At 48.9% G+C, this 23255-nt stretch carries 20 protein-coding genes; 15 read left to right on the top strand and 5 right to left on the bottom strand.

Annotated elements, in window-relative coordinates:
* Positions 1-243, top strand: a 243-nt coding sequence (locus tag C8P63_RS06335; RefSeq protein WP_146172128.1) for a DUF779 domain-containing protein, incomplete at its 5' end; no start/stop codon positions are given.
* Between the two features lie 51 nt (positions 244-294).
* Here C8P63_RS06335 and C8P63_RS06330 read toward each other — a convergent pair.
* Complete coding sequence (locus C8P63_RS06330) at positions 295-2160, bottom strand: sigma-54-dependent Fis family transcriptional regulator (RefSeq protein WP_108022499.1); 1866 nt, start codon at positions 2158-2160, stop codon at positions 295-297.
* A gap of 199 nt (positions 2161-2359) precedes the next feature.
* Between C8P63_RS06330 and adhP the strand changes: the two genes are divergently transcribed.
* Positions 2360-3370, top strand: a complete 1011-nt coding sequence (gene adhP / locus C8P63_RS06325) for an alcohol dehydrogenase AdhP (protein ID WP_108022512.1) — start codon at positions 2360-2362, stop codon at positions 3368-3370.
* A gap of 136 nt (positions 3371-3506) precedes the next feature.
* Here adhP and bioB read toward each other — a convergent pair whose 3' ends face one another.
* Positions 3507-4511, bottom strand: coding sequence for a biotin synthase BioB (bioB, locus tag C8P63_RS06320; protein WP_245920739.1), 1005 nt, complete (start codon positions 4509-4511; stop codon positions 3507-3509).
* Between the two features lie 533 nt (positions 4512-5044).
* The gene (locus C8P63_RS06315; RefSeq protein ID WP_146172127.1) at positions 5045-7183 is read right to left on the bottom strand and encodes a sigma-54-dependent Fis family transcriptional regulator; all 2139 of its coding nucleotides are present in this window, start codon (positions 7181-7183) and stop codon (positions 5045-5047) included.
* Positions 7184-7406: 223 nt separating this feature from the next.
* Here C8P63_RS06315 and C8P63_RS06310 point away from each other — a divergent pair, with 223 nt between their 5' ends.
* From C8P63_RS06310 to C8P63_RS06255, 11 genes are all read left to right on the top strand, one after another.
* On the top strand, positions 7407-8936 hold the full coding sequence (locus C8P63_RS06310) for an acyl-CoA carboxylase subunit beta (RefSeq protein WP_108022497.1): 1530 nt from the start codon (positions 7407-7409) through the stop codon (positions 8934-8936).
* Positions 8937-8955: 19 nt separating this feature from the next.
* A complete protein-coding gene (locus C8P63_RS06305; protein ID WP_108022496.1) occupies positions 8956-9741 on the top strand; it encodes an enoyl-CoA hydratase/isomerase family protein in 786 nt (261 codons plus the stop codon).
* A 146-nt stretch (positions 9742-9887) separates the two neighbouring features.
* Entirely contained in the window at positions 9888-11279 is a 1392-nt protein-coding gene (locus tag C8P63_RS06300; protein WP_108022495.1) for an acyclic terpene utilization AtuA family protein, read from the top strand.
* Positions 11261-11629 carry an AtuA-related protein gene (locus C8P63_RS06295; protein ID WP_108022494.1) on the top strand — a complete coding sequence of 123 codons (369 nt, stop codon included), beginning with the start codon at positions 11261-11263 and terminating at the stop codon, positions 11627-11629. The genes C8P63_RS06300 and C8P63_RS06295 overlap by 19 nt, the downstream gene beginning before the upstream one ends.
* The gene (locus tag C8P63_RS06290; protein ID WP_108022493.1) at positions 11619-12770 is read left to right on the top strand and encodes an acyl-CoA dehydrogenase family protein; all 1152 of its coding nucleotides are present in this window, start codon (positions 11619-11621) and stop codon (positions 12768-12770) included. The genes C8P63_RS06295 and C8P63_RS06290 overlap by 11 nt, the downstream gene beginning before the upstream one ends.
* Before the next feature lie 12 nt (positions 12771-12782).
* Positions 12783-13940 (top strand): acyl-CoA dehydrogenase family protein, encoded by a 1158-nt coding sequence (locus tag C8P63_RS06285; RefSeq protein ID WP_108022492.1) that lies wholly within the window; start codon positions 12783-12785, stop codon positions 13938-13940.
* Positions 13941-13957: 17 nt separating this feature from the next.
* Positions 13958-15499 carry an acyl-CoA synthetase gene (locus tag C8P63_RS06280; protein WP_108022491.1) on the top strand — a complete coding sequence of 514 codons (1542 nt, stop codon included), beginning with the start codon at positions 13958-13960 and terminating at the stop codon, positions 15497-15499.
* Positions 15492-15923 carry a MaoC/PaaZ C-terminal domain-containing protein gene (locus C8P63_RS06275; protein WP_108022490.1) on the top strand — a complete coding sequence of 144 codons (432 nt, stop codon included), beginning with the start codon at positions 15492-15494 and terminating at the stop codon, positions 15921-15923. The genes C8P63_RS06280 and C8P63_RS06275 overlap by 8 nt, the downstream gene beginning before the upstream one ends.
* Positions 15924-15995: 72 nt before the next feature.
* The gene (locus C8P63_RS06270; protein WP_146172126.1) at positions 15996-16217 is read left to right on the top strand and encodes a hypothetical protein; all 222 of its coding nucleotides are present in this window, start codon (positions 15996-15998) and stop codon (positions 16215-16217) included.
* A complete protein-coding gene (locus C8P63_RS06265) occupies positions 16214-16414 on the top strand; it encodes a hypothetical protein (protein WP_108022488.1) in 201 nt (66 codons plus the stop codon). Before C8P63_RS06270 ends, C8P63_RS06265 begins: the two co-directional genes overlap by 4 nt.
* A gap of 809 nt (positions 16415-17223) precedes the next feature.
* Entirely contained in the window at positions 17224-18408 is a 1185-nt protein-coding gene (locus tag C8P63_RS06255) for a UDP-N-acetylmuramoyl-tripeptide--D-alanyl-D-alanine ligase (RefSeq protein ID WP_108022486.1), read from the top strand.
* 170 nt (positions 18409-18578) lie between these two features.
* On the opposite strand, the gene C8P63_RS06250 is transcribed toward C8P63_RS06255, so the two are convergent.
* Positions 18579-20171 carry a long-chain-fatty-acid--CoA ligase gene (locus C8P63_RS06250; protein ID WP_108022485.1) on the bottom strand — a complete coding sequence of 531 codons (1593 nt, stop codon included), beginning with the start codon at positions 20169-20171 and terminating at the stop codon, positions 18579-18581.
* Between the two features lie 359 nt (positions 20172-20530).
* On the opposite strand from C8P63_RS06250, the gene C8P63_RS06245 reads away from it, so the two are divergent.
* Complete coding sequence (locus tag C8P63_RS06245; protein ID WP_108022484.1) at positions 20531-22090, top strand: class I adenylate-forming enzyme family protein; 1560 nt, start codon at positions 20531-20533, stop codon at positions 22088-22090.
* 147 nt (positions 22091-22237) lie between these two features.
* Positions 22238-22894 (top strand): carboxymuconolactone decarboxylase family protein, encoded by a 657-nt coding sequence (locus C8P63_RS06240; RefSeq protein WP_108022483.1) that lies wholly within the window; start codon positions 22238-22240, stop codon positions 22892-22894.
* Between the two features lie 223 nt (positions 22895-23117).
* Here the strand turns inward: C8P63_RS06240 and C8P63_RS19740 are convergent, their stop codons facing one another.
* Positions 23118-23240: a hypothetical protein gene (locus C8P63_RS19740; protein WP_281258687.1), complete on the bottom strand. Its 123-nt coding sequence runs from the start codon at positions 23238-23240 to the stop codon at positions 23118-23120.
* Between the last annotated feature and the right edge of the window lie 15 nt (positions 23241-23255).

Here is a 23255-nt window from a genome sequence, read left to right as displayed (position 1 = left end):
ATGTGTTTTCGGAAAGGGGAATTCCGGACGGGTCTGAGCGATGTCCGCTTGGGTGAAATCCACGGATGTGACTTCTACATGTCCCGTTCCCAGTTTGAATACTGGAAACACACCCAGCTTACCGTGGACATCACTGAGGGAAGGGGGGCCTCCTTTTCCCTGGAAATCCCTTTGGGGATCCGGTTTTTCATACGGTCCCGACCCTTCACCGGAGAAGAATCGAAACTTCTCCAACCCGTTTAAACGGAAAAAGCGATCCACTTGGATGACAATCCCTGTGGATCGCGTCTTTTTTTATGAACATGGATGAACACCTTTCAACCGGCTTCTCAACTCTTTCAAATTTCCGTACTGATTGATTTTCCGATAGAGGGTGGTACGACTGATGCCCAGAAGGCGGGAAGCCTCCGAGATGTTTCCCTTGGTTTTTTCCAATACCCTTTCAATGGTCTTTTCTTCTTGGCTCTCCAATAAATATTCGTTTTTCCCACCTTGCGGCAGGCGGATCTCGTCGATGGTAATCCTTTGAGAGTGGTTGACAAAAAAAGTTTGGTAACAGGATTGTCGGATGACTTGTTTCAACTCCCGGATGTTGCCGGGCCAGTGATAGTGCAGGAGCTTTTGCAATGCCCATTCGTCAAGGGTCATTTCGCTTCCCAATTCATCGGCCGACTGGCCCAGGAAGTGATCGATCAGCTTCTTCAGATCTTTTCTTTCCCGCAACGGGGGGATTTTCAGTTCAAATTCACACAACCGGTAATACAGGTCGGACCGAAACGTCCCTTTTTGGATCTCGGTGGAAAGGTCCCGGTTCGTGGCTGCGACGATGCGTACATCCACTGAACGGGGGTGATGCCCGCCGATTCGTGTTACGAGCTTTTCTTCCAAAACCCGGAGGAGGACGGTTTGGGAAGAGAGGGGAAGTTCCCCGATCTCATCCAGAAAAAGAGTTCCCCCGTCCGCCGCTTCAAACTTCCCGGTTTTCCCTTCCCGGTTGGCTCCCGTAAACGCTCCCTTCTCATATCCGAACAACTCCGACTCGATCAAGTGATCCGGTAAAGCCCCGCAATTCACTGCCAAAAACGGTCCTTTCCGCCCGCTGGCCCGGTGGATGGTTTGAGCGATCCAATCCTTGCCCGATCCCGTCTCTCCCAGAATGAGCACGGTCGCATCGGTTTGGGCAATGGCGTTGGCTGCATCCAGGACCTTTTTTACACGGGGACAATCGGCGATCCGGTTCTCCGGTGCGGAATGTCCGTTTGCTCGAACGGGTTTTAAAAGTGCCCGGTACATTTTCTTCCGGCGATCGCTGATCGTTTGGACCTTCCATTCTCTATACTTTTCGTTTTTTTCTGATTTCATGGTCACGGTTTTTGTGCTCGTTCCCTCGGGGGACAGGATTTCCTTTGTTTCTTCCCGGAACCATTTGTTCAAAGGCTGCCCCACGCAGTCGCGAATTGTTGCTCCCAGGATATGGGCCGCGTGTGAGTTCAACTTCGTGATGATCCCGTTTTCATCCACGGACAACAAAGGCTGTTGATGCTCACGGATGAGCGTATGGTTTTCACTCAGTGTCAGCGTCAATTCATTCTCTGCATGATGAAGCAACAGTCTTGCTTGACAGGCCTGTGAGGCGGCGATCACCATTCCCATGGTATGGGGATGATGGTGGGCGACGTCTCCGCTGACATCCAATATGCAGAGCAACTCTCCGGTCGGAGCATACAGGGGGGCCGCGTAGCACGTCAGAAAATGGTTTTCCCTGCAAAAGTGCTCATTCCCCACCACACTGACAGGCTGTTTTTCAATCAGGGCGGTTCCGATGGCGTTGGTTCCTTTAATTCCTTCGGTCCAATTGGCTCCCGTATCCAGCCAGACGTTTTTGGCCCGTTCGGAAAAAGGCGGTTCTCCCCACGTATTCACGATGTACCCGTCCAAATCCGAAACGAGGATCATGAAATCGGATTTCCGCAGCTGTAAGAAAAGCTGGTTCAATATATCATCGGTGACTTTAAAAAACTTTTTCAACTCCTTTTGACGGTCGACCAACTCGCCCCCTTTTAAAATGTCGTTCACGGCACGATGTTGATCGACACCGGATTGGAGACTTCGGGTCCGGGATCTGTGAATCAACTCCGAACGATCGTCACGGGCAAGCACACCCCATCCTCCTTTCGATCCATCTCATTCTAAAGAAGGGACCTTCTACATAAGTGTAACGAATTGCAACATGATTCTGTTTGATTGACAGTGGAAAATACGTTTCAGGCGGGTAACCCCGGGCATGACGATTTGGCATGATGTTTGCTCTTTACAGGAGGTGAGTACTCTTGAAGGAGGTTTTATGATGGGGAAGAAAATGCTCGCCGCCGTTGTCCGTGATTTTTCAAAACCCCTGCGTGTGGAGGAGGTGGATCTGCCGGATCCGGAAACCCATCAAGCCCGTGTCAAGATTGAAACGTCCGGTTTGTGTCATACCGATATTCACGCAGCCCATGGCGACTGGCCCATTAAGCCCAAACTGCCTTTTATACCCGGTCACGAAGGCGTCGGAATTGTTGAAAGCGTTTCCAATGGCGTGAAAAGCGTGAAGGAAGGCGACCGTGTGGCCATTCCGTGGTTGGGATATGCCTGCGGGTATTGTGAGTATTGCACCTCCGGTTGGGAAACCTTGTGCGAAAACCAACTGAACACCGGTTATGCCATCGACGGTGCCTTTGCCGAGTACGCCAATGCCTTTGCCGATTATGTGGCCAAAGTTCCCAAGGGGGTGGATCCTTTGGACGCCGCCCCTCTGACCTGCGCCGGAGTCACCACGTATAAGGCGGTGAAGATTTCCGGTGCCCGTCCGTCGGATTTGGTTGCGGTTTTTGGAATCGGGGGGCTGGGCCATCTTGCAGTCCAATATGCCAAGATCGCCGGAGCGTCCGTGGTCGCGGTGGATTTGTTCGATGAGAAGCTCCAGTTGGCCGAAGAACTGGGGGCCGATTACACCGTGAATGCAAAAACCCAGGATCCCGTTGAGGAAATCAAAAAACTGGGCGGAGCGGATCAGGCGATTTGCGTGGCAGTCGCCCCGCAAGCCTTTGAACAGGCCTATCATTCTCTCAGACGGGGAGGAAAGATTGTGTTTGTGGCCCTGCCCAAGGACAACGACGTGAAACTTCCGATTTTCGAAACCGTCCTGAACGGAATTTCCGTGGTGGGGTCCATCGTCGGAACCCGGGTGGATCTCCAAGAAGTTTTTGAACTCCATGCCGACGGGCGAACCCGGGTGATCCACGAAACCAGGCACATCCATGATGTGAACGAAGCATTCAAGGAAGTGGAAGAAGGGAACGCCAAAGCCCGTCTTGTGTTTGAAATGTAAACGGAGTTTCTCCGGCATCGGACACTGCCTGCCGGGCCTGCTTTACCGCAGGTCCGGTTTTTTTGGCATAAAGTCCGGCCCGACCTTATCCGGGGGGTGACAAAGGACCGGTCCGCCATGGACCGGTCCTTTTTTTCTATAACGCGCACTCTTCGATTTCAAATCCCAGGTCCCGGATCATCTGATGATCCTGCTCCGCGACCTGACCTTCCGTAGTCAGGTAATCCCCGACAAACAGGGAGTTGGCAGGGTACAGAGCCAGGGGTTGCAGGCTTCTCAGGTTGACTTCTCTTCCTCCGGATACCCGGATTTCCTTCGTGGGGCACATCAGACGGAACAGAGCCAGGATCTTCAGACAGCGCCGGGGATTCAACTCGTCCATTCCTTCCAGCGGCGTCCCGGGAATGGCGTGGAGGAAGTTGACGGGAATCGAATCGGCATCCAATTCCTTCAGGCTGTTGGCCACCTCCACGATCTGTTCGTCGGTTTCCCCCATGCCGACGATGCAACCGGAACACGGGGAGATCCCGGCCTGTTTTGCATGTTCCACCGTCCGGACCCGGTCGTCGAAGGTGTGAGAGGTTGTGATTTGATCGTGGTGACTGGCACTGGTGTTGAGGTTGTGGTTGTACCGGTCGACGCCGGCCTCTTTCAGCCTCCGGGCCTGTTCCTCCGAGAGGATTCCGAGGCAGGCGCAGATTTTCAACCGGGTTTGGGATTTGATCTCCCGAACCGCCTCGGCGACTTCCTCCACTTCCCGGTGGGTGGGGCCCCGACCGCTGGCGACGATACAATAGGTGCCGGCCTGGCGGTCGATCGCTTCCCGGGCACCCTCGATCAGCACCTCCTTCTTCAGCATGGAGTATCGCTCCACCGGGGCAGTGGAAACGATGGACTGGGAACAGTACCCGCAATTTTCGGGACACAGTCCGCTTTTGGCGTTGATGATCATGTTCAGCTTCACTTTGTTGCCGAAGTAGTGGTGCCGGACACGGTATGCCGCCTGCAATAACGACAATAACGCTTCGTCGGGACATTGCAGGACCGACAGCGCCTCTTCCGTCGACAAAGGTTTCCCCTTCAACACCCGGTCGGCAAGCGCTTCCCATCGGGTGGCGCCCGTGATTGTCTCTGTCTGGATCAAACCATCCCCTCCAATTGTAAACCAAACATGGATAAAAGGTTAACAAATCGGGTTTATTGTAGCACATCCGACCAAATGGAGTCAAAATAATGCGAATACGAAAAAACAAAACCCTTCAAGCGTTGTGAAAAAGTGAGCGGCAGCATTTAACCCAAAGCCGCTCCGGCTGCTGTCCTGCAGAGATGTAGGCACTGTCCGCTCCGAATCATCCTGCTGCGGGCAGGGGCAAACGCCTTCGGATGCGACCACAGAGAAGCTTTTGCCCCTGAACGCCCTTGCAGGCTGATTCTCCGCTGGGTAGGACAGCAAAGTCGCTATTTTGGGTAAACGCTTCCCCTTTTCTCGAAACGATCAATAAATCACACGCTTCAACGGGCCTCAACCAAAAGCATCCCGTGCGACTGAATTTATTCCTGGCTGCACAGGATCAAACGCCGGGTGGTCCATGATTTCCCGGAAAAAAGCCTTTGCCTTGTGTGCTTCACATGAACAGGGAACAACCGGTAAGAGATGAAGCGGAATCTTTCCAGTTATTCTATCTTAAATTGGGTCTCTTCTTTAATCTGGTACTTGTTTAGCTTTTGATAAAGGGTGGATCGGCTGATTCCAAGTATTTTCGCTGCTTTTGTCCGATTGCCGCCCGCTTTTGACAACGCTTGAATCAGCGCATATTTTTCCGTTTCATTGATTAACTGTTTCCGATTCAGAGGCTGGGAACGATTTGCGCTGATGGCGTTTGTAACGGAAGCATTTCCCGATTCGAACACCGTCGCGGTCGGTTCCAGAATGATGTGCTCTGCTTCCATCCATTTTCCGCTTGTGAAGTGAAATGCACGTTCCAGTACATTTTCAAGTTGACGTACGTTTCCGGGCCATTCGTAGGCCTGCAATTTTTCGATCGCTTCTCTTGTCAATCCGCTGATGGTCTTTGGAATCCGACTTTTGAATTTTTCAAGAAAAAACGAGCACAAAAGAGGAATATCTTCAGGTCTTTCGCGGAGCGGCGGAATTCGTAAATGAATGACATGAATTCGATAGTAAAGGTCTTCCCTGAATTTACCCTCCTGAATGAATTGTTGCAGGTCTTTGTTGGTTGCGGCAACGATCCGAACATCCACTTTACGGGTTTTGATATCTCCGATTTGTTCAAATTCCCGTTCTTGGAGGACGCGAAGGAGCTTTGCCTGTAAGGAAAGGGGCATATCTCCGATCTCATCGAGAAAAAGGGTGCCGCAATCCGCGAGCTCGAACTTACCCGGTTTTCCTCCTTTTTTTGCTCCTGTGAACGCACCTTCGGCATATCCGAAAAACTCCGACTCCAACAGATTCTCAGGAATGGCAGCGCAATTCACCTTGACAAAAGCACCGGGTCGTCCTGAGGTTTGGTGGATGGCATCCGCAAACAGCTCTTTTCCTGTTCCGCTCTCTCCTGTAATCAGAACATTCGAAAATGTTTGGGCGGCAATATAGGCTTCCTTTTTTAAGGTGTCAATGCGCTTGCTCTTGGAAATAATCTGTGCAAATGAATCGTTCTGATAAGACACTTTACTCAATTCGCTGCGATAATACGAAATCTCGTTTTCCAATTTTTCCATGTGCCGGAACAGATCTTTCCAGACCTCTAATTGTTGATAGAGGACCTTGAATATTTCACCGATCCGTTTTCCGTTTTGGATGATCGGCATTTGGGTCAAGATCGCTTTGTTGCCGTTGATATCCATTAATTGACCTTCGAATGGTTCATTGGAGTGAACCGTTTTCTTGGACGGGAATTCAGGTGCAACGGAGTCAATGGGTCGACCGATCACCTCGTCTTGGGATTGAAAGCCGTATAGTGCAAGAAAGCCTTGGTTGACTTTTGTCACTTTACCGGAATGGTCGGTAATCACGACCCCGTCATAGGCCAGTTTCAGGGCGCTGTCCAATATCTTTTCCATTCGTTTCGTTGTTTCCAATTCCTTTGCGACGGTTTCATATGCCGTCACGTCTTTTAAAACGACCATGGCTCCGGTTATGGAGTTCCATTCTTTGATCGGTGTAAAAGACGCAATGGCCGTTTTCGATGCAAGCTTGATTCGTTTTAAACGGCTTTTTTCCGTGTGGATACATTGATTTAAATCATTGGCTAAGTCCGGAAAACACCCTGTTATTTTTTTGTCCGTGATTTCATCCTCTTTTAATTCGAGATAATCCAGTGCGGAGGCGTTAATCGAAGTCACTTTCAAATCCAGGTCAACCGAAAGGACCGACTCCTGCAGATGATTCATGAGTGTTTTTAAACGGTGCACCAAATTGTTCGTCTCGATTGTCAGTCCTCTGATTAAGTCCGACTTTGCCATCACACCGGTTACCTGGCCCTTTGAATTGACCACCACCGCATGACCGACTTGTTCTTTTAATAACAGTTCCCTCGCGAAGTAAACGCTTTCATTTTCATTAACAGTGACAACTTCACGGATCATCACGTCATGTATGTTCGTATCAATTGAATGGGATTTCAAGAGGAGGCGGTAGAGGGCGTACTTGGTCACGATTCCAATAAAGTTTCCGTTGTCCATGATGCAGGCGAGGTCTTGCCGCTTGGAAAGAAATTGCTCCAACACTTCACGTGCGGTTCCATCTTTTTGAATTTGAACGTAATCGGTTGTCATTAGGTGGCGGACTTGCACACGGTCCCCTCCTTCAAATTCACTTGTTTTTTATTATAAGACAGGCTTTGGTTTGTTTCCAAGCTAACTGTATTCATCTTCGGTCAATTGTCCGTAAACCCATACACCTGTTTTGGATGGATTGGAAACAAAATCGGGATCGGCGAAGTTTTTCAAATCAATGGAATGGTGGTATAAAACTTGCACTGTATCCTGAAGGAATTCAGATCAGGAGGGGCATCCGATGCGAAGCGACTATCAACTGTACTATCAAGAAAAGGAACGTATTTTGAAAGGCGGTAAACAAAAATATCATGAACAGAACAAAGCCAGGGGAAAAATGTTTGTTCGGGAACGTTTGGAAAAACTTTTTGATCCAGGTTCCATTGTGGAAGACGGTATTTTTGCAAACAGTGAAGACCCGTCACTTCCCGCAGATGCATGTTTGACAGGGGTGGGAGAAATAAACGGTCGCACCGTTTGCTTTTTGGCAGCCGACTCAACCGTCAAGGCAGGTTCTTGGGGTCCCAAATCGGTTGAAAAGAATATTCGGATTCAGGAAAAGGCAGCGGACTTAAAAGTCCCCATTTTATACTTGATTGATTCTGCCGGTGCGAGAATTACAGAACAATTACATGTATTTCCCGGGAAACGTCACGGCGGGCGGGTTTTCTACAATCAAGTTCAATTGTCAGGAGTCGTTCCGCAAATTTGTATTTTGTTTGGTCCTTCACCGGCAGGGGCGGCGTACGTACCGGCATTTTCAGATCTGGTCATCATGGTGGATCAAAATGCGAGTGCCTACTTAGGCTCGCCCCGAATGGTGGAAATGGCCATTGGTGAAAAAACAACGATGGATCAAATGGGCGGTGCAAAAATGCATGCGTCTGTGAGTGGCTTGGGTGATGTTCTTGCAGACAGCGAGGATGAAGCGATTGATGCTTGTAAACGTTATCTGGATTACATGCCGCAGAACTGGCAAGAACGGCCTCTTGAGAAAGAGGGTCGAGAACCGGTGGAAGGGAGAAGCATTGCTGAAATCATCCCTGAAAACCAAAATACGCCTTTTGATATGTATGAATTGATCCATCAAGTGATCGATGAAGGAAGTTGGTTTGAGTACAAAAAATTGTTTGCTCAAGAGCTGATCACCGGGTTTGCCCGGATCAATGGCAAGGTCACGGGAGTGATTGCAAACCAGCCGAAAGTAAAAGGAGGAACATTATTTGTCGATTCTCCTGATAAAGCTGCGCGTTTCGTCATGATTTGTAATGCATATCATATTCCTTTACTGTATTTGTCTGATGTTCCAGGCTATATGATCGGTTCGAAAGTGGAGCAAAGCGGAATTATCCGCCACGGTGCAAAAATGATTTCGGCCATGTCCGAGGCCACCGTCCCGATTATATCCGTGATCGTGCGTAAATGTTATGGTGCGGGCCTTTATGCCATGGCAGGTCCCGCATTTGGATCCGATGCGGTTTTATCGTTGCCGAGCGGACAAATTGCGGTGATGGGTCCGGAAGCAGCCGTCAATGCCGTTTATTACAACAAAATTCAAGAGCTTCCGGAGGACGAACGGGCGGCTTTTATCCGTGAAAAACGGAAGGAGTATGCGGATAACATCAATATACACCGATTGGCATCCGAGTTGATTATTGACGATATCGTCGGCTATAACGAGCTTCGCGGCGAGTTGATCCGTCGATTTAAAATGTATCGGTCGAAACAAGTCAAAGGCTATGAGAAGCGAAATGCCATTCATCCCGTTTAATGAAGCGGAGGTGTGAATCATGAATAATGAAACCATTTTGTATGAAGTGAATGATCATGTAGCCAAAATCACGTTAAACCTTCCGGAAATGAGAAATCCGTTGACCGATCAGTTAACGAAAGAGTTAATAGAGGCCATTCGAACCGCCGATCAAGATGAAGAGGTTCGCGTGATGATTTTGACCGGAGCCGGAAAGTGCTTTTCTGCGGGTGGGAACTTAAATGAATTTAAAGAGAACTTCGAAAAACCGGTTCCACAGCTTCACGATGAAGGTCGGGAGAGTACAGAGCTTTTTAAACTGGGAGCAACGGTTCAAACCCCCATTGTGGCATCTGTCAACGGTCCGGCATTGGGAGGGGGAACCGGCCTGGTTGCGATGTCCCATATTGCGATCGCCTCGGATCAGGCAAAACTGGGTCTGACGGAGTTAAAACTGGGAATCGTCCCTTATGTCATCTTACCTTGGGTGAGACGTGCCGTTGGAAATCGACGGGTCCTGGAAATGATGTTGACCGCGGAAATCATCGATGCTGAAAGAGCCAAAGAATATGAACTGATTCATCGAGTCGTACCTCATGATCGGTTGGAAGAGGAAACATGGAAAATAGCTGAAGGAATCGCATCGCACAGTCCGCTGGCTGTTCGTCTGAGCATGGATGCGTATTTTACCACGGAACAAATGGACTTTTTAAAATCTTTCGATTATCTGTCCACCTTGCGACTCGTTTCTTTTTGCAGCGAAGATCTGAAAGAAGGGGCGTCCGCATTTTTGGAAAAGAGAAAACCCGTATGGAAAGGAAAATAGGAGGAAAGCGAATGTTTGGAAAGTGGAAGCGGTTGAAGGGGATCCGGAGCGGCTTTGGGTAAATGCTGCCGCTCACTTTTTCACAACGCTTCAAGAGGGAGACGCGGTTAAAGTGATTGAATTAAACGAGGGAAAGGTTGAAGTCTGTGAAACAAACGGTTCGGATCGGTGCGGCTCAAGGTTTTTATGGGGATACGATCGAACCTGCGGTCGCAACGGCAAAGTACGGAGAGGTCGATTATCTTGGCTTTGATTGTTTGGCAGAATTGACAATGGCCATTTTGCTTAAGGATAAACAGAAAGACGGGAACCTTGGCCACACACGGGATATCACGACCTCAATGAAAGCGCTTTTGCCTTATGTGAAGGAAAAAGGAATCAAGTTGTTAACCAATGCGGGAGGGTTGAATCCGGTTGGTGCGCAGCAGGAAGTCATCCGTCTCGCAAAGGAACTGGGCATGAGCGACTTAAAGGTGGCGGTTGTAACCGGCGATAATATCATCGACCAAATCGATTCGATGATTTCACAAGGATTGGCTTTGGATCATATGGAAACCGGCGAGTCGATTGATCCAGTCAAAGATCGGCTCTTGTTTGCCAATGCCTATCTGGGTTCCATGCCCATTGTGGAAGCCCTGAGACAAGGAGCCGATGTGGTTGTCACCGGTCGAACGACGGATCCCGCACAGTTTCTTGCGCCATTGATCTATGAATTCGGCTGGACGGAAGATGATTGGAATCGCCTGGCAAGCGGGATCTTCATGGGGCATTTACTGGAGTGTTCGGCCCAGTCAACGGGAGGAAACTTCAGTGGGGATTGGCGTCAAGTCGAAAGGATGGAGGAAATCGGATATCCGATTGCAGAAGTGAGTGAAAGCGGCGATTTCATTGTAACAAAAGTCAAGGAACGCGGGGGTTTGGTGACTGTTGATACGGTAAAAGAACAAATGCTTTATGAAATTCATGATCCATCGGCTTATGTCACTCCGGACGTTGTCGTTGATTTAACCAAGGTTCAACTTGAAGCGGTGGGAACGAATGAAGTGAAAGTGACCGGTGTTTCCGGGAAACCCCGCCCTGATACGTTAAAGGTTGTGATGGGATACGAAAACGGATACATGGGTCAAGTCATCGTCGGTTTTTCGTGGCCGGATGCCCTTGAAAAAGCAAGAAAAACCGATGAAATCATCCGAAAACAGATGGCAAGCAGGGGCCTGCAATATGACGAAATTCATACCGATTTTATGGGGTACAATTCATTGCACGGCCCACTGGCGGAGGAACCGAAAGAGGAATTAAACGAGGTTTATTTACGAATGGCCGTTCGGGCAAAAACAAAGCGGGATGCTTTGAAACTCAATCGACTGTTTCCCCCATTGTCACTCGATGGGCCGCCGTCCATGGGCGGTTATTTCGGCAACATTCCTCCGCGTCAATTGTTGGGGATGTGGGCGTCGCTGATCCCAAGAGACATCGTCGAGAAAAATGTCAAAGTATCGGTGAATGAGGTGGGGAATTCATGCCAAGGATCCAATTAAGAGAAGTGGCACAAGCACGGTGTGGGGATAAGGGAAACAAAGTGAACATCGGGCTTTTTGCCCCTGACGAGGAATATTACGAAATTTTCAAAGAAAAAGTGACGTCGGAAAAAGTAAAAAGTCATTTTGAGGGGCTCGTGAATGGGGAAGTCATCCGATATGAATTGCCGAATATCCATGCATTCAATTTCGTCTGTATGGATGCGTTGGATGGAGGTGGCTCCGCCTCCATTCGGGTGGACAACTTGGGTAAATGCTTCAGCTCCAATCTGCTTCGTTTTGAAATCGAAGTGCCGGATGCTCTCATGGAAAAACGGAACCATCATGAGGTGAACCCGAGTGGTCTATGAACCTTACCTGACAGAGGAACATGAACAGCTGCGAAGAACCATCCGAAAATTTGTGGACAAAGAAGTGACTCCTTACGTTGAGGAATGGGAAAAAGCCGGCGAATTTCCCCGGGACATCTTAGAAAGAATGGGTGAACTGGGATTTCTCGGTTTACGATATCCGAAGGAAGTGGGCGGGCAGGGATGGGATTATTTTGCAGGTGTGGTTTTTGCGGAAGAATTGGCACGCTGCGGTTGCGGCGGATTTCCGATGGCGGTTGCGGTGCAAACCGAGATGTCGACCCCGCCGATTTTGCAGTTTGGGAACGATGAGCAAAAAGAACGTTTTTTAAAGCCGGCCATTCAGGGCAAAAAACTCGCAGCCATTGGAATCACGGAACCCAATCATGGTTCCGACGTCGCTTCGATTGAAACGCGTGCGAAAAGAGAAGGCGATGAATGGGTGATCAATGGAACCAAGATGTTCATTACCAATGGCCCAAGAGCCGATTTTGTCACGCTGGTCACCAGAACATCGGAAGATCCGTACAAAGGAATCAGTCTGATCCTTGTTGAACTGGACCGCCCGGGTGTTTCAGTAAGCCGGAAGTTAAAAAAAGTGGGGATGCGTTCCTCCGATACCGCCGAGTTAATTTTTGATGATGTTCGGGTTCCATACGATCATTTGCTTGGGGAAGAAGGCAGCGGTTTTTCTCAAATTATGTGGGAACTGCAAGGGGAACGAATGATTGCAGCGGCAGGTGCAATCGGAATGGCTGAGTTTGCTTATGAGCAAGCGTACCAATACGCAAAAACACGGAAGCAATTTAATCAGCCGATCGGTCATTACCAGGTGATCGCTCATTTGTTGGCGGAAATGAAAACGGAAATCGAATTGTGCAGGGAAATGACCTATGCGACGGCTTATCGATTTTCAAAAGGGGAAGTCCCGGGCAAAGAAATTTCAATGGTTAAATTGGCGACAGCGCAAATGGCGCATTGGGTGGCGGACCGTGCTTTGCAAATATTCGGTGGAAACGGATACATGATGGAATATCCGGTTCAACGAATCTGGCGTGATACCCGGTTGTACCGGATCGGTGCCGGAACGGATGAAATTATGAAAGAAATCATTTCAAAACAACTCGGACTCGAAAATTAAGGAGGTGGAAGGATGTCCCATTGGATGTTTAATGAAGAGCATGAAATGTTCCGAAAAACCGTGAGAAAATTTGTGGATAAAGAAGTCGTTCCTCATGTGGAAGAATGGGAAGAAGCCGGGGAAGTACCGCGGAGTTTATTTGAACGGTCAGGGGAACTTGGGTATTTGGGAATCAAGTTTCCTGAGGAATATGGTGGAGGCGGGATGGATTTCATCACTGAGGCTGTATTTCTGGAGGAGCTCACCAAGTGCGGTTCCAGTGGAATCGGCGCAGCCATCGGTGCGCATATCGGCATTGCTATGACTCCTGTCTGGCGATTCGGGAATCATGAACAAAAGAAAAAATATTTGGAACCCGCGATTCAGGGCAAAAGGATCGCAGCTTTGGGAATTACCGAACCCGGTGCCGGGAGTGATGTTGCTTCCATTTCAACCCGGGCGGAAAAGAGAGGCGACCATTATGTTCTGAACGGTTCAAAAACGTTTATCACCAATGGCGTTCAGGCTGACTACGTGGTAGTGGCAGCAAAGACAAGTGACGGTCCAAAACATCGAAACATCAGTTTGTTCATCGTGGAGAGGAGTTGGGAAGGGTTCTCGGCCGGCAAGAAACTGGATAAACTGGGTTGGCGCGCATCCGATACAGGAGAATTGTACTTTGAAAATGTGAAAGTGCCAAAAGAAAATCGAATCGGTGAAGAGAATCATGGTTTTCAATACATGATGACGAATTTCCAGTGGGAACGGATTATGATGGCTTTGACCAGTGTGGCTCTCGCTGAGAAAGCGCTGGATGACGCCATTCGTTACAGTAAAGAGCGCACTCAATTCGGACGATCCCTCCATCGGTTCCAAGTACTCAGACATAAGATGGTCGACATGGCCGTTGATATTGAAAAAGCGAAAAACATGACCTATCGTGCGGTCTATTTGTGCAACCGGGGAAAAGACGTGACGACCGAAGCCACAATGGCCAAAGCATACGCAGGTGAAATGGTGAGCAGAGTTTGTGATCAAGCTCTTCAAATTCACGGTGGCAACGGTTATATGATGGAATATCCGGTTCAACGTTATTGGCGGGATGCCCGGATTCAATCCATTGGCGGAGGGACGACGCAAATTATGAACGAAATCCTGGTGAAGCGATTGGGTATTGTGAGTAATGAATAACAGGAGGCGATGTTCAAATGTTGAACGGCATCGGATCATGGTTGGTGAAACATTGTGACCGAAACCAAGAAAAGCCGGCCATCATCCATAAAGACAAATGCTTCACTTACCGCGAATTTAATGATCGAGTCAATCGTTTAGCCAATGCTCTCGTTGAACTCGGGGTTCGAAAGGGGGATCGAGTCAACGCCCTGCTATTCAACACCAATGAATTATTGGAAGCGATGTTTGCCTGCGCAAAAATGGGTGCGATCTTTGTCCCGATCAACTTCCGTTTGAGCGTCGATGAAGTCGAATATATCGTTCGCGACTCCGGTGGTGCGATTTTCATCTATGACGAAAGACTCCGTGCCATCGCAGAAGGACTTCGTGAGCGGATGAAACATATTCATCATTTTATACAAGTGGGTGATTCATCCAATCAGGATGAAGCCCATTATGAACAATTGCTTGCCGGGGCAAATGACGATGAGCCGGCATATGAAGTTCGGCTTGAGGACCTTCATATGATGATGTACACGTCGGGAACAACCGGGAAACCGAAGGGAGCCATGCTGACCCACGGCAACACGTTATGGAATGCCGTCAATGTCATCAACTTTTTGCCGATGAATGAAGATGACATCACGTTCACGGTCGCTCCGCTTTTCCATATTGGGGGCATGAATGTTTTTACCACCCCGACGTTATATAAAGGCGGTACCGTTGTGTTGGAGGATCAATTTGCCCCGCAAGCAACGCTTGAAACGATTCAAAAAGAAAGCGTCACCACCCTGTTTCTTGTTCCGGCCATGTGGCTTGCGATGACTCAGTTTCCGAAATTCGATGATTACGATTTAAGTACCTTAAGGTTTAATATTTCGGGCGGTGCACCTTGTCCGATTACCGTGATTGAATTTTTCCAGAAACGAAACATTCCGTTCTATGAAGGTTTTGGATTGACGGAAACGGCACCCTTCGTATGTTTGCTGGATGCTGAAAACAGCCTTCGCAAGAACGGTTCGGTCGGAAAACCGCCGATCCACACGGACGTTAAAATTGTCGATGCGTACGACAACGAGATCCCTGTCGGTGAGGTTGGAGAGCTTCTCGTGAAAGGGCCCAACATTTTTGCCGGCTATTGGAACCAGCCGATCGCCACGAAGGAAGCAATCAAAGACGGCTGGTTTTACACGGGGGATCTTGCCAAACAGGATGATGAGGGTTTTATGTATATTGTGGACCGCAAAAAAGACATGATCATTACCGGAGGTGAGAACGTATACCCGGTGGAGGTCGAGCAAGTTTTATTCCGGCATCCCAATATCAAAGAAGTGGCCGTTGTCGGATATCCTGATGAAAAATGGGGCGAATCCGTAAAAGCTCACATTGCCCTTAAAGATTCAGATGAACCGATGAGTCTGGAAGACATTCAGAAATTCTGCGATGGGAAGCTTGCCCGTTTTAAAATACCGAAGCAAATCGAAATCATGGAGTCGCTGCCCCGGAATACCACAGGCAAAGTATTAAAGACCGAGTTAAGAAAACAACACAAAAAAGGAGCCACGAGTCATGTTTAAAAAGTATTTTGATGATTACGAAATAGGTGAAAGGTGGCACTCGAAAGGGCGAACGGTTACAGAAGCGGATATCGTTAATTTTGCAGGGTTCAGTGGAGATTGGTACTCGCTTCACACGGATGTTGAATATGCAAAAACGACACCTTTTAAACAACGGATTGCCCATGGGATGCTGGTACTGTCCGCAGCATCGGGATTGCAAATTTTTGAGCCAGGTATTGTGGTTGCTTTTTATGGGATGGATCAAGTCCGGTTTACCAATCCCACCTTCATCGGGGATACCATCCATGTGGAGATGACAGTGGAAGAGATGCAAGACAAAGGGAACGGCACGGGGGTCCTGACTGCGAAACAAGAAGTGAAAAAACAGACCGGTGAAACGGTGATCACCGGGACGATCAAAGTGTTGTTGAATAAGAGGTAGAAGAGGTCGAATTGGTACGTAGACAAGATTTGCAAAATGATTGGATTACCGTCTAGTAACAGAACAATGGGGATGGAAATCCAAATCAATGTGTTTCCGTTCAAAGGAGTGAAGATCGTGATGCCCCCCTCCTATTCCTTCGATCCCTTTGTGGAAGAGCGAGAACGGGTGGACTTTTACCGGGATGACCCCTTTTTACGAAAACTGGTGCTTTATTACTGTGGCGAAAAAATGGACGAACGATTGTCCGCCCTTTTCTCCCAAGGTATCTTCCCGTTGGAGGAAATTGGTTGACCGAGGAAGTCATTCCGCCCCGTCATTACTTCATTACGATGCCTTCAACCACCGGATCCGGCGAGACCGAAACGTTGGAGAAAGAGATCTTTTCGGAAGCCTTATTTTCAGAAGAGACGGTCCCATGGGAAAGCTTTGTGAAGCGTTTGTTGATCAACGAACTCGGCGAATTCGGGATCACCTGTCCACTGGCATGAACCGATGGCTTGATCGCACTGTTGGAACGGTTTCCCGATGATGATTTCCCGGAATTGGAACGGATTCGAATGCATTGTAAGGATGGGGTGGATGGGGATTTCGGTATCGGAGCCCAGTTCATGTCCGAGATGCAAGGAGGGTCCGATATCCCGGCCAACCGGGTCATCGCCCTTTTCTGCCGCACCTTTTTCAGGTTCTATCAAGAGCAGGCTTTGAACGGGATCTCACAAGCAGAATCCCATCATCCTTTAGAGGAAAAAAGGGTATGAAGGCCATCAAATTCAGCCATCTTTTGACGCAACGGCCTTTTCTTCTCCGACACTGGATGCCTTTCGTTCGAATTAGAGTCCAGTGTACTGTGTAAAATTGAGTTGGCCGGGTAATGAAAAGAGCCATTCACACCCCTCTTGAGTAGAATTAAGTTCACGAAAATATTCATAAATCTGTCCCCGGCGTGTTTGTTCAGGTCATACGGCTCTTTGAACGATTCGGGAAGAAGTAGGGGTAGAAGGAGCATGGCTTCCGATTACCGCAAAGTAGATACCATTTATTTGGAATTGAGGCCTTCCGGGCCTCTATTTAATTTGATCGGTTTTTTTCCTTGCCCACAAAACCCCCGCGGACTCGGGAAGATCTTCTACACCGCACCGGTCGCTCCACTGATCATTGCTACTATTTAACATTCAGGATGAATCATAGGTATTTGGTTTGTAAGAAAGCCTTTTTTAAAAAAGGTTGGGCCCTTCACTATACAAGTCTTCTCGCCATTAATAGTATAGTTAATATCCACTCAGGGGAGGTTAAAGTAATGAAACCTATATCCCCAAAGATCCCCACCATTGCCATTACAGGAAGTGCCGGGAAGTCAACGACGAGGGAGTTTGTTTACTCAATTTTAAAAAGAAAATGGAAAAGAATTTTATCGACAAAGCATAACAGAAATCTGCCAAGTCATACGAAGAATTACGCCAAAAAAATTAACGCTTCCCATAAAGCAGTTGTCTTAGAAATGGGTCTTGGACGAGCGCCTGGAAAAAGGCATTTTCGTTATATTAAACCTAATATTAGTGTCATTACAAATATAGGGACTGCTCATTATGGTAAGCTCGGAAATAGCATTCAATCCATTGCCAAATCTAAATCTGCACTGATCAAATATATGCAACCAAAGGGAACATTACTCATCAATAAGGATGACAAGAACTCTAAACTGTTACAAACCAGGAACTTCAAAGGTAAAAAGATCACAGTCGGAATCCAAAACATCGCAGATTACCGGGCAACAAATATAAAGTATAGAAACAATGGAATGAGTTTTGAAGTGAAATTAAATAGAAAAAGAGAGAATTTTTTTATCCCCGCGTTTGGAGATCATAACGTTATTAATGCATTGTTTGCCATCGCCATTGCTCATCGTCTAAACTTTTCTCCCAAAGACATTCGATCAGGCTTAAAAAAATGTAAATTACCCAGTCGTAGACTACAAGTGATTCCGTTAACCAATCAATCTCTGCTTATCGATGATAGCTTTAACGCCAATCCCCAATCCGTAAAAGCAGCTGTAGATGTGCTCGTTAAACTGGGCAAAAAAAAGAAGATTATCGTTTTGGGAAGTATGTTGGAGTTAGGGAAGCACTCTTCAAAAGGACATGAAGAAGTTGGACGTTATTTGGCTAAAAATAATGTGGATACTATTTACACATACGGAAAAAAGGCCAAGAAAATTGGCAAAGCTGCTATCAAACACGGATTCCCCTCTGCAAAAGTACATTCATTTACAGAGCGAAGTAAACTGCATAAAAAGTTAAAAAAGATCTGCAAATCTAATATGACCATACTGGTCAAGGGCTCCCACCGGATGAAAATGAAGGTGACTTCTGAATTTGTTGCTGTACATTATCTTCGTTTTTCACCAAAATGGCCCAGTATAAAAGCCAGACTAAAAAATAGTGAACCCGGATCGAGGAGAGGAGCCAGTAATCCACTGAAATGATCGGGCTTGAAAACACCCCGGACTTTGAAAAGCCGGGGTGTTTCATCATTGCAGCCTCTGTCCACCATACCAATCATCGTCGCGGGAAGCCCGGTCATTTTCTTCACGGCTGCTTCCCAAGCTTGGCCTTCTCCCAAGGCCTTTTTATTTATATCCCATCAAAGGATCGACTAGTTGACCTTGATCCTTCCGCTCCAATATTGCTCTCTCAGTTTGAATTTTTGTATTTTTCCGGTGGCTGTCTTCGGGAGCGATTCAACGAACTCCACCGACTTAGGTGCTTTAAAGTGTGCCATCCGTTCGCGACAGTAATCAATCAGTTCCGCTTCCGTCACATCAGCACCATCCTTCCGCACCACCATAGCCTTTGGAGTCTCACCCCATTTTTCGTGAGGTACCGCGATTACGGCGACTTCCATGATCCCGGGATGCTTGTAAAGGACTCCTTCCACCTCAGTGGAGGAGATATTTTCGCCGCCGGAAATGATAATGTCTTTGAGCCGGTCCAGTATCTCGATGTACCCGTCGGGATGAACGACGGCGAGGTCGCCAGTGTGATACCATCCATTCCGAATGGCTTTTTTCGTTTCTTCAGGTTGCTTGTAATATCCGTCCATCACCACATTTCCCCGGGCGACGATTTCACCGATCTCCTGTCCGTTCCATTCGACTTCCTGACCATTGTGATCTTGCCGGACCACTTTGGTTTCTCCATTGAAAGCCATTTCCACACCCTGCCGGGCTTTTATGGTGACTTGTCTTTCCGTCGAAAGCGAATCGAATTCCTTCTTCCACTCGCAATAGAGAATAAACGGGGAAACTTCTGTTGCACCGTACACATGGATCATTTCCAAGCCTAAGAGATCTTGTGCTTTTTGAATGACGGCAGCAGGAGGCGGAGAACCCGCTGTCGCCATTCGGCGCGGAATCGACTTGGATACGCCATGAACTTTTTCAGAATGGACCATCATGTTGACCACCGTTGGGGCCCCACAGAGGAGAGTGATTTGCTCTTCGTCAAAGAGGCGTAAAATGCGTTCGGGGTCGACCTTGCGAAGACAGACATGCGTTCCCCCCGCCGCCGTGATGGCCCAGACACCGCCCCATCCATTAACATGAAACATCGGTAATGTGTGCAGGTAACGGTCTTCATTCTTTACACGCAAGTGGTACAAGAAATTCGCCGCATTGATATAGTTGTTTCGATGGGTTAGCATCACACCCTTGGGGCGGGACGTCGTGCCGCTGGTGTAATTCAGGCTGAGTATCTGGTTTTCGTCGATTTCCGCCTGTATCGGTTGATCACTGGCACCGGCCAAAAATTCTTCGTAATCGACCCCCGAAAGGAAAGAGGATGGGTTTTCTTGATTGGAGACGACAATCACTTTTTCCAACGCGGGGGGCCATTCGCGGGGGACCTTATCAGCAAACTCCTCATCTACAATCAGGAATTTACTGTCACTGTGGTTCAGAATATAGGCAACATCTTGGTCGGTCAGCCGATAGTTGACAGGAACAATGACGGCTCCCAATTGGGTAATGGCGTAAAAGCTTTCCAACATCGGATGGGTATTGGGAAGCATCACGGCTACATGATCCCGGTTTTTGATCCCGGCTTGACAAAGGGCGTTTGAAAGGCGATTGACCCGTTTCTCGAATTCCCGATAAGTGAATCGCTTTTCTTCATCCACCACAGCTGTCTTATCCGGATAATATTTAAGGGCACGTCGGTACCAGTCCAGCGGCGTCAAAGGAGTAATCATCTTTCTCCCCCATTCTGTTGTCATGAAAGGTGTTTTCCCCAGTTGGTCGGTTCAGAATCCCGTAAACGCTTTCAATATTAGGTTAATTACATCATTATAAATAATCAAGGGGTCACCGGCATTAGAGTATTGTGATTGATTGTCAGGCTCAGGAGAGAAGGGAAGCGTTTACCCGCGAAATAACGACTGGCCGAAGAAGGAATATTGCGGTTTTTCCTGTAATGAGTATATTACGCATCTGTTTGAATGGATACATCAACTGACTTACAGTCCGGAATCTTCGGAAAAATCAAAGCAACGGACTGAGGCCCGCCACAAGTCCTGCTCAAGCGTATCTCTTTACGAAAGAGGGGAACTCCATGGATGTCGCATTTCTGCTTAGGAGAACCGTCCAGGATACACGAGGTGTCGACGGAGGGAAAACGGCCGTTCAGTTGGAAAACGGCCCCTCGTGGACCTATGAGCAACTTCACACGCTATCCGATTCTTACGCAAACGCCTTGCGGAAACTGGGGGTTGGCAAAGGGGACCGGGTCGGGATTCTGTTGTACAACTGCCTCGAGTACTGGGCCGTTTATTTTGCAGCTGCGAAGCTCGGTGCCATTGCCGTCCGATTGAATTTCCGACTGTCAAGCGAAGAACTTGAGTATGCTTTGCAGGATTCGGACACCCAAACCCTCTGTTTCGAAAGGGCATTCTTGGAGCGGTTGACTTCCATCCGGGATTCTGTTCCTGTCAAACACTATGTTTGCCTCGCGCGGGAAGATGACATTCCAGCATGGTGCCTTCCCTGGGATACCTTGGAGCACGATGAGCCTGTTCTGTCCGATCCACCCCGGCTGTCAGGGAGCGACCCTGTGATGCTGATGTACACATCAGGCACGACCGGGAGACCCAAAGGTGCCCTGTGGACCCACGACAACACCCTTTGGTTTGCTGCGATCCAGGCCATGAAGTGGAAACTGCAGCCTTCCGATGTCTGTATGACGACGGGTCCCCTGTACCACGTCGGCGCTTTGGAAGACTTGGCATTACCGGGCCTGCTGGTTGGGGCAAAGGTGATGATCACCCAAAGCGGCGGCTTCGATATTCGGCGCATTTTGAATGTTGCAGAGCAAAACCGGGTGACCCACGTCTTCTTGTTCCCCTTTATGATATATGACCTGTTGAATCTTCCGGACCTGGACACCTATAAACTGGAACACCTGAAAGCCATCATTTCCGGAGGCGACCCGGTCTTGCCGTGGGCGATTGAACGGTTGCATGAGCAGTTTCCCCACGTGGGGTTGATTCAGGTTTACGGATTGACCGAAGGCACTCCGATCGCCGCATGTCTGGATTCCGAAGATGTTTACCACAAGGGGCACACGGTGGGCAAGCCCATGCCACTCACCGAAATCAAGATTGATGACGGCCGATCCCCGGGGAAAGGAGAGGTGGGCGAAATCTGGATCAAAAGTCCCGTTGTCGCCCGGGAATACTGGCGCAAACCGGAAGCCACCCAGGAGACCTTCGTCGATGGGTGGTGTCGCACCGGAGATTTGGGGCGCATCGATGAGGACGGTTATCTCATGATTGCCGGTCGCAAAAAAGACATGATCCGCAGTGGCGGAGAGAATATCTACCCGGCTGAGTTGGAAAACGTGTTGATCCAGCATCCTGAGGTTCGTGACGTAGCGATCATCGGAGTGCCTGACCCCCGATACATTGAAGCGGTGTGTGCCGTCATTGTTCCACAGCCCGACTCGGATCTGAACGAACAGGAGGTTCTCGATTACTGCAAATCGCGATTGGCGGGGTACAAAAAGCCGAGGTATGTGGTATTTGTCGGTGAACTTCCCCGTACTCCATCCGGGAAAATCACGAAATACCGCCTGCGGGACATCTACCGGAGCTTGGGGGCACAACCGAAAGTTTGAAAGCGGTGCCCGGTTTTTGAAATCCCATCAAAGCCCATTGCCGTTTCACCCGTCACCCACGGGAAGCCCTGTCGAGAAAGGGGTGTCAAACACCTCCTCAACGGGTATGACTACGATGGATGGATGCACAAACAAGGAGGTACAAGAATGGGTTCCAACCTGTATGACAAAGTCCATATTCGACACCTGAAGAAGCTGGGAGACCTGGTCCCCGACGTACATAAGGCGCATCAGGGTTTCGCTGAAGCGGTCATGAAGGACGGCGTCCTCTCCGTCAAGGAAAAGGAACTGATCGCCGTCGCCGTTGCCCACTCGACGGAATGTCCCTTTTGCATCGATTCTCACACCAAGGGGGCTAAAAAAGCAGGAGCCAGCCTGGAGGAGTTGGCGGAAGCCGTCTATGTGACCGCCTCCATCGAGGCGGGGGGTGCCTTTGCCCACAGTGCCAACATGCACAACGCTCTCGATGAGGCGGCCGACGACGCCCTCTACCGCCGTTCCAGCATGGAGCACATGAAAAAGCTGAGGCAACACGCACCCGAACCCTTCGACGCCATGATGCGCTTTTTTCAGACCGCTACCGCTGAAGGGAAGCTGTCCGTCAAACTGAAGGAGCTGATCGCCGTCGCCGTTGCTCATACGACGGAGTGTCCCTACTGCATCGATATACACTCCAAGGCCGCTCGCAAGGCTGGTGCCAGTGATGCCGAACTGGCGGAAGCCATTCTCGTCACCGCCTATTTGCGCTCCGGCGGGGCCTGGGCACACATGGCCCTGATGATTCAGGCTTACGGGGAAGAATGACAAACGATTCCCGGCAATAAAATGAAGCGTTCCTCCGTGGAACGCTTCATTTTTGATAACGAAGGGATTTTTCCCGCGGGAACAGCGGGAGAATGGTTACAGATATACGGGTTCAAATAAAGATCCGCCAGACACAACTTAGACACAAATTAACCGGCTCCCTGTACCGTCGTAAAACTATACGATGAACCGGGATCACGTCCTTCGGATTGATGCAATCGCCCTAATCCATTAACAAAGGCCCTTCTTCCCGTTCCGCGTAGGCAAGGTCGGCAATTCGGGTGATTCCTTGCGCATTCCATGAAAACAAGACCGGGCGTTGCAGTCGCTCTCTCAAATCAGCCATCTCCATCCTCCTTCT

Origin of the sequence: Melghirimyces profundicolus, assembly GCF_003054245.1 — a bacterium.
Lineage (GTDB): Bacteria > Bacillota > Bacilli > Thermoactinomycetales > DSM-45169 > Melghirimyces > Melghirimyces profundicolus.
The sequence above is the reverse complement of the archived record's forward strand: the minus strand, read 5'-3'. Positions and strand labels throughout refer to the sequence as shown.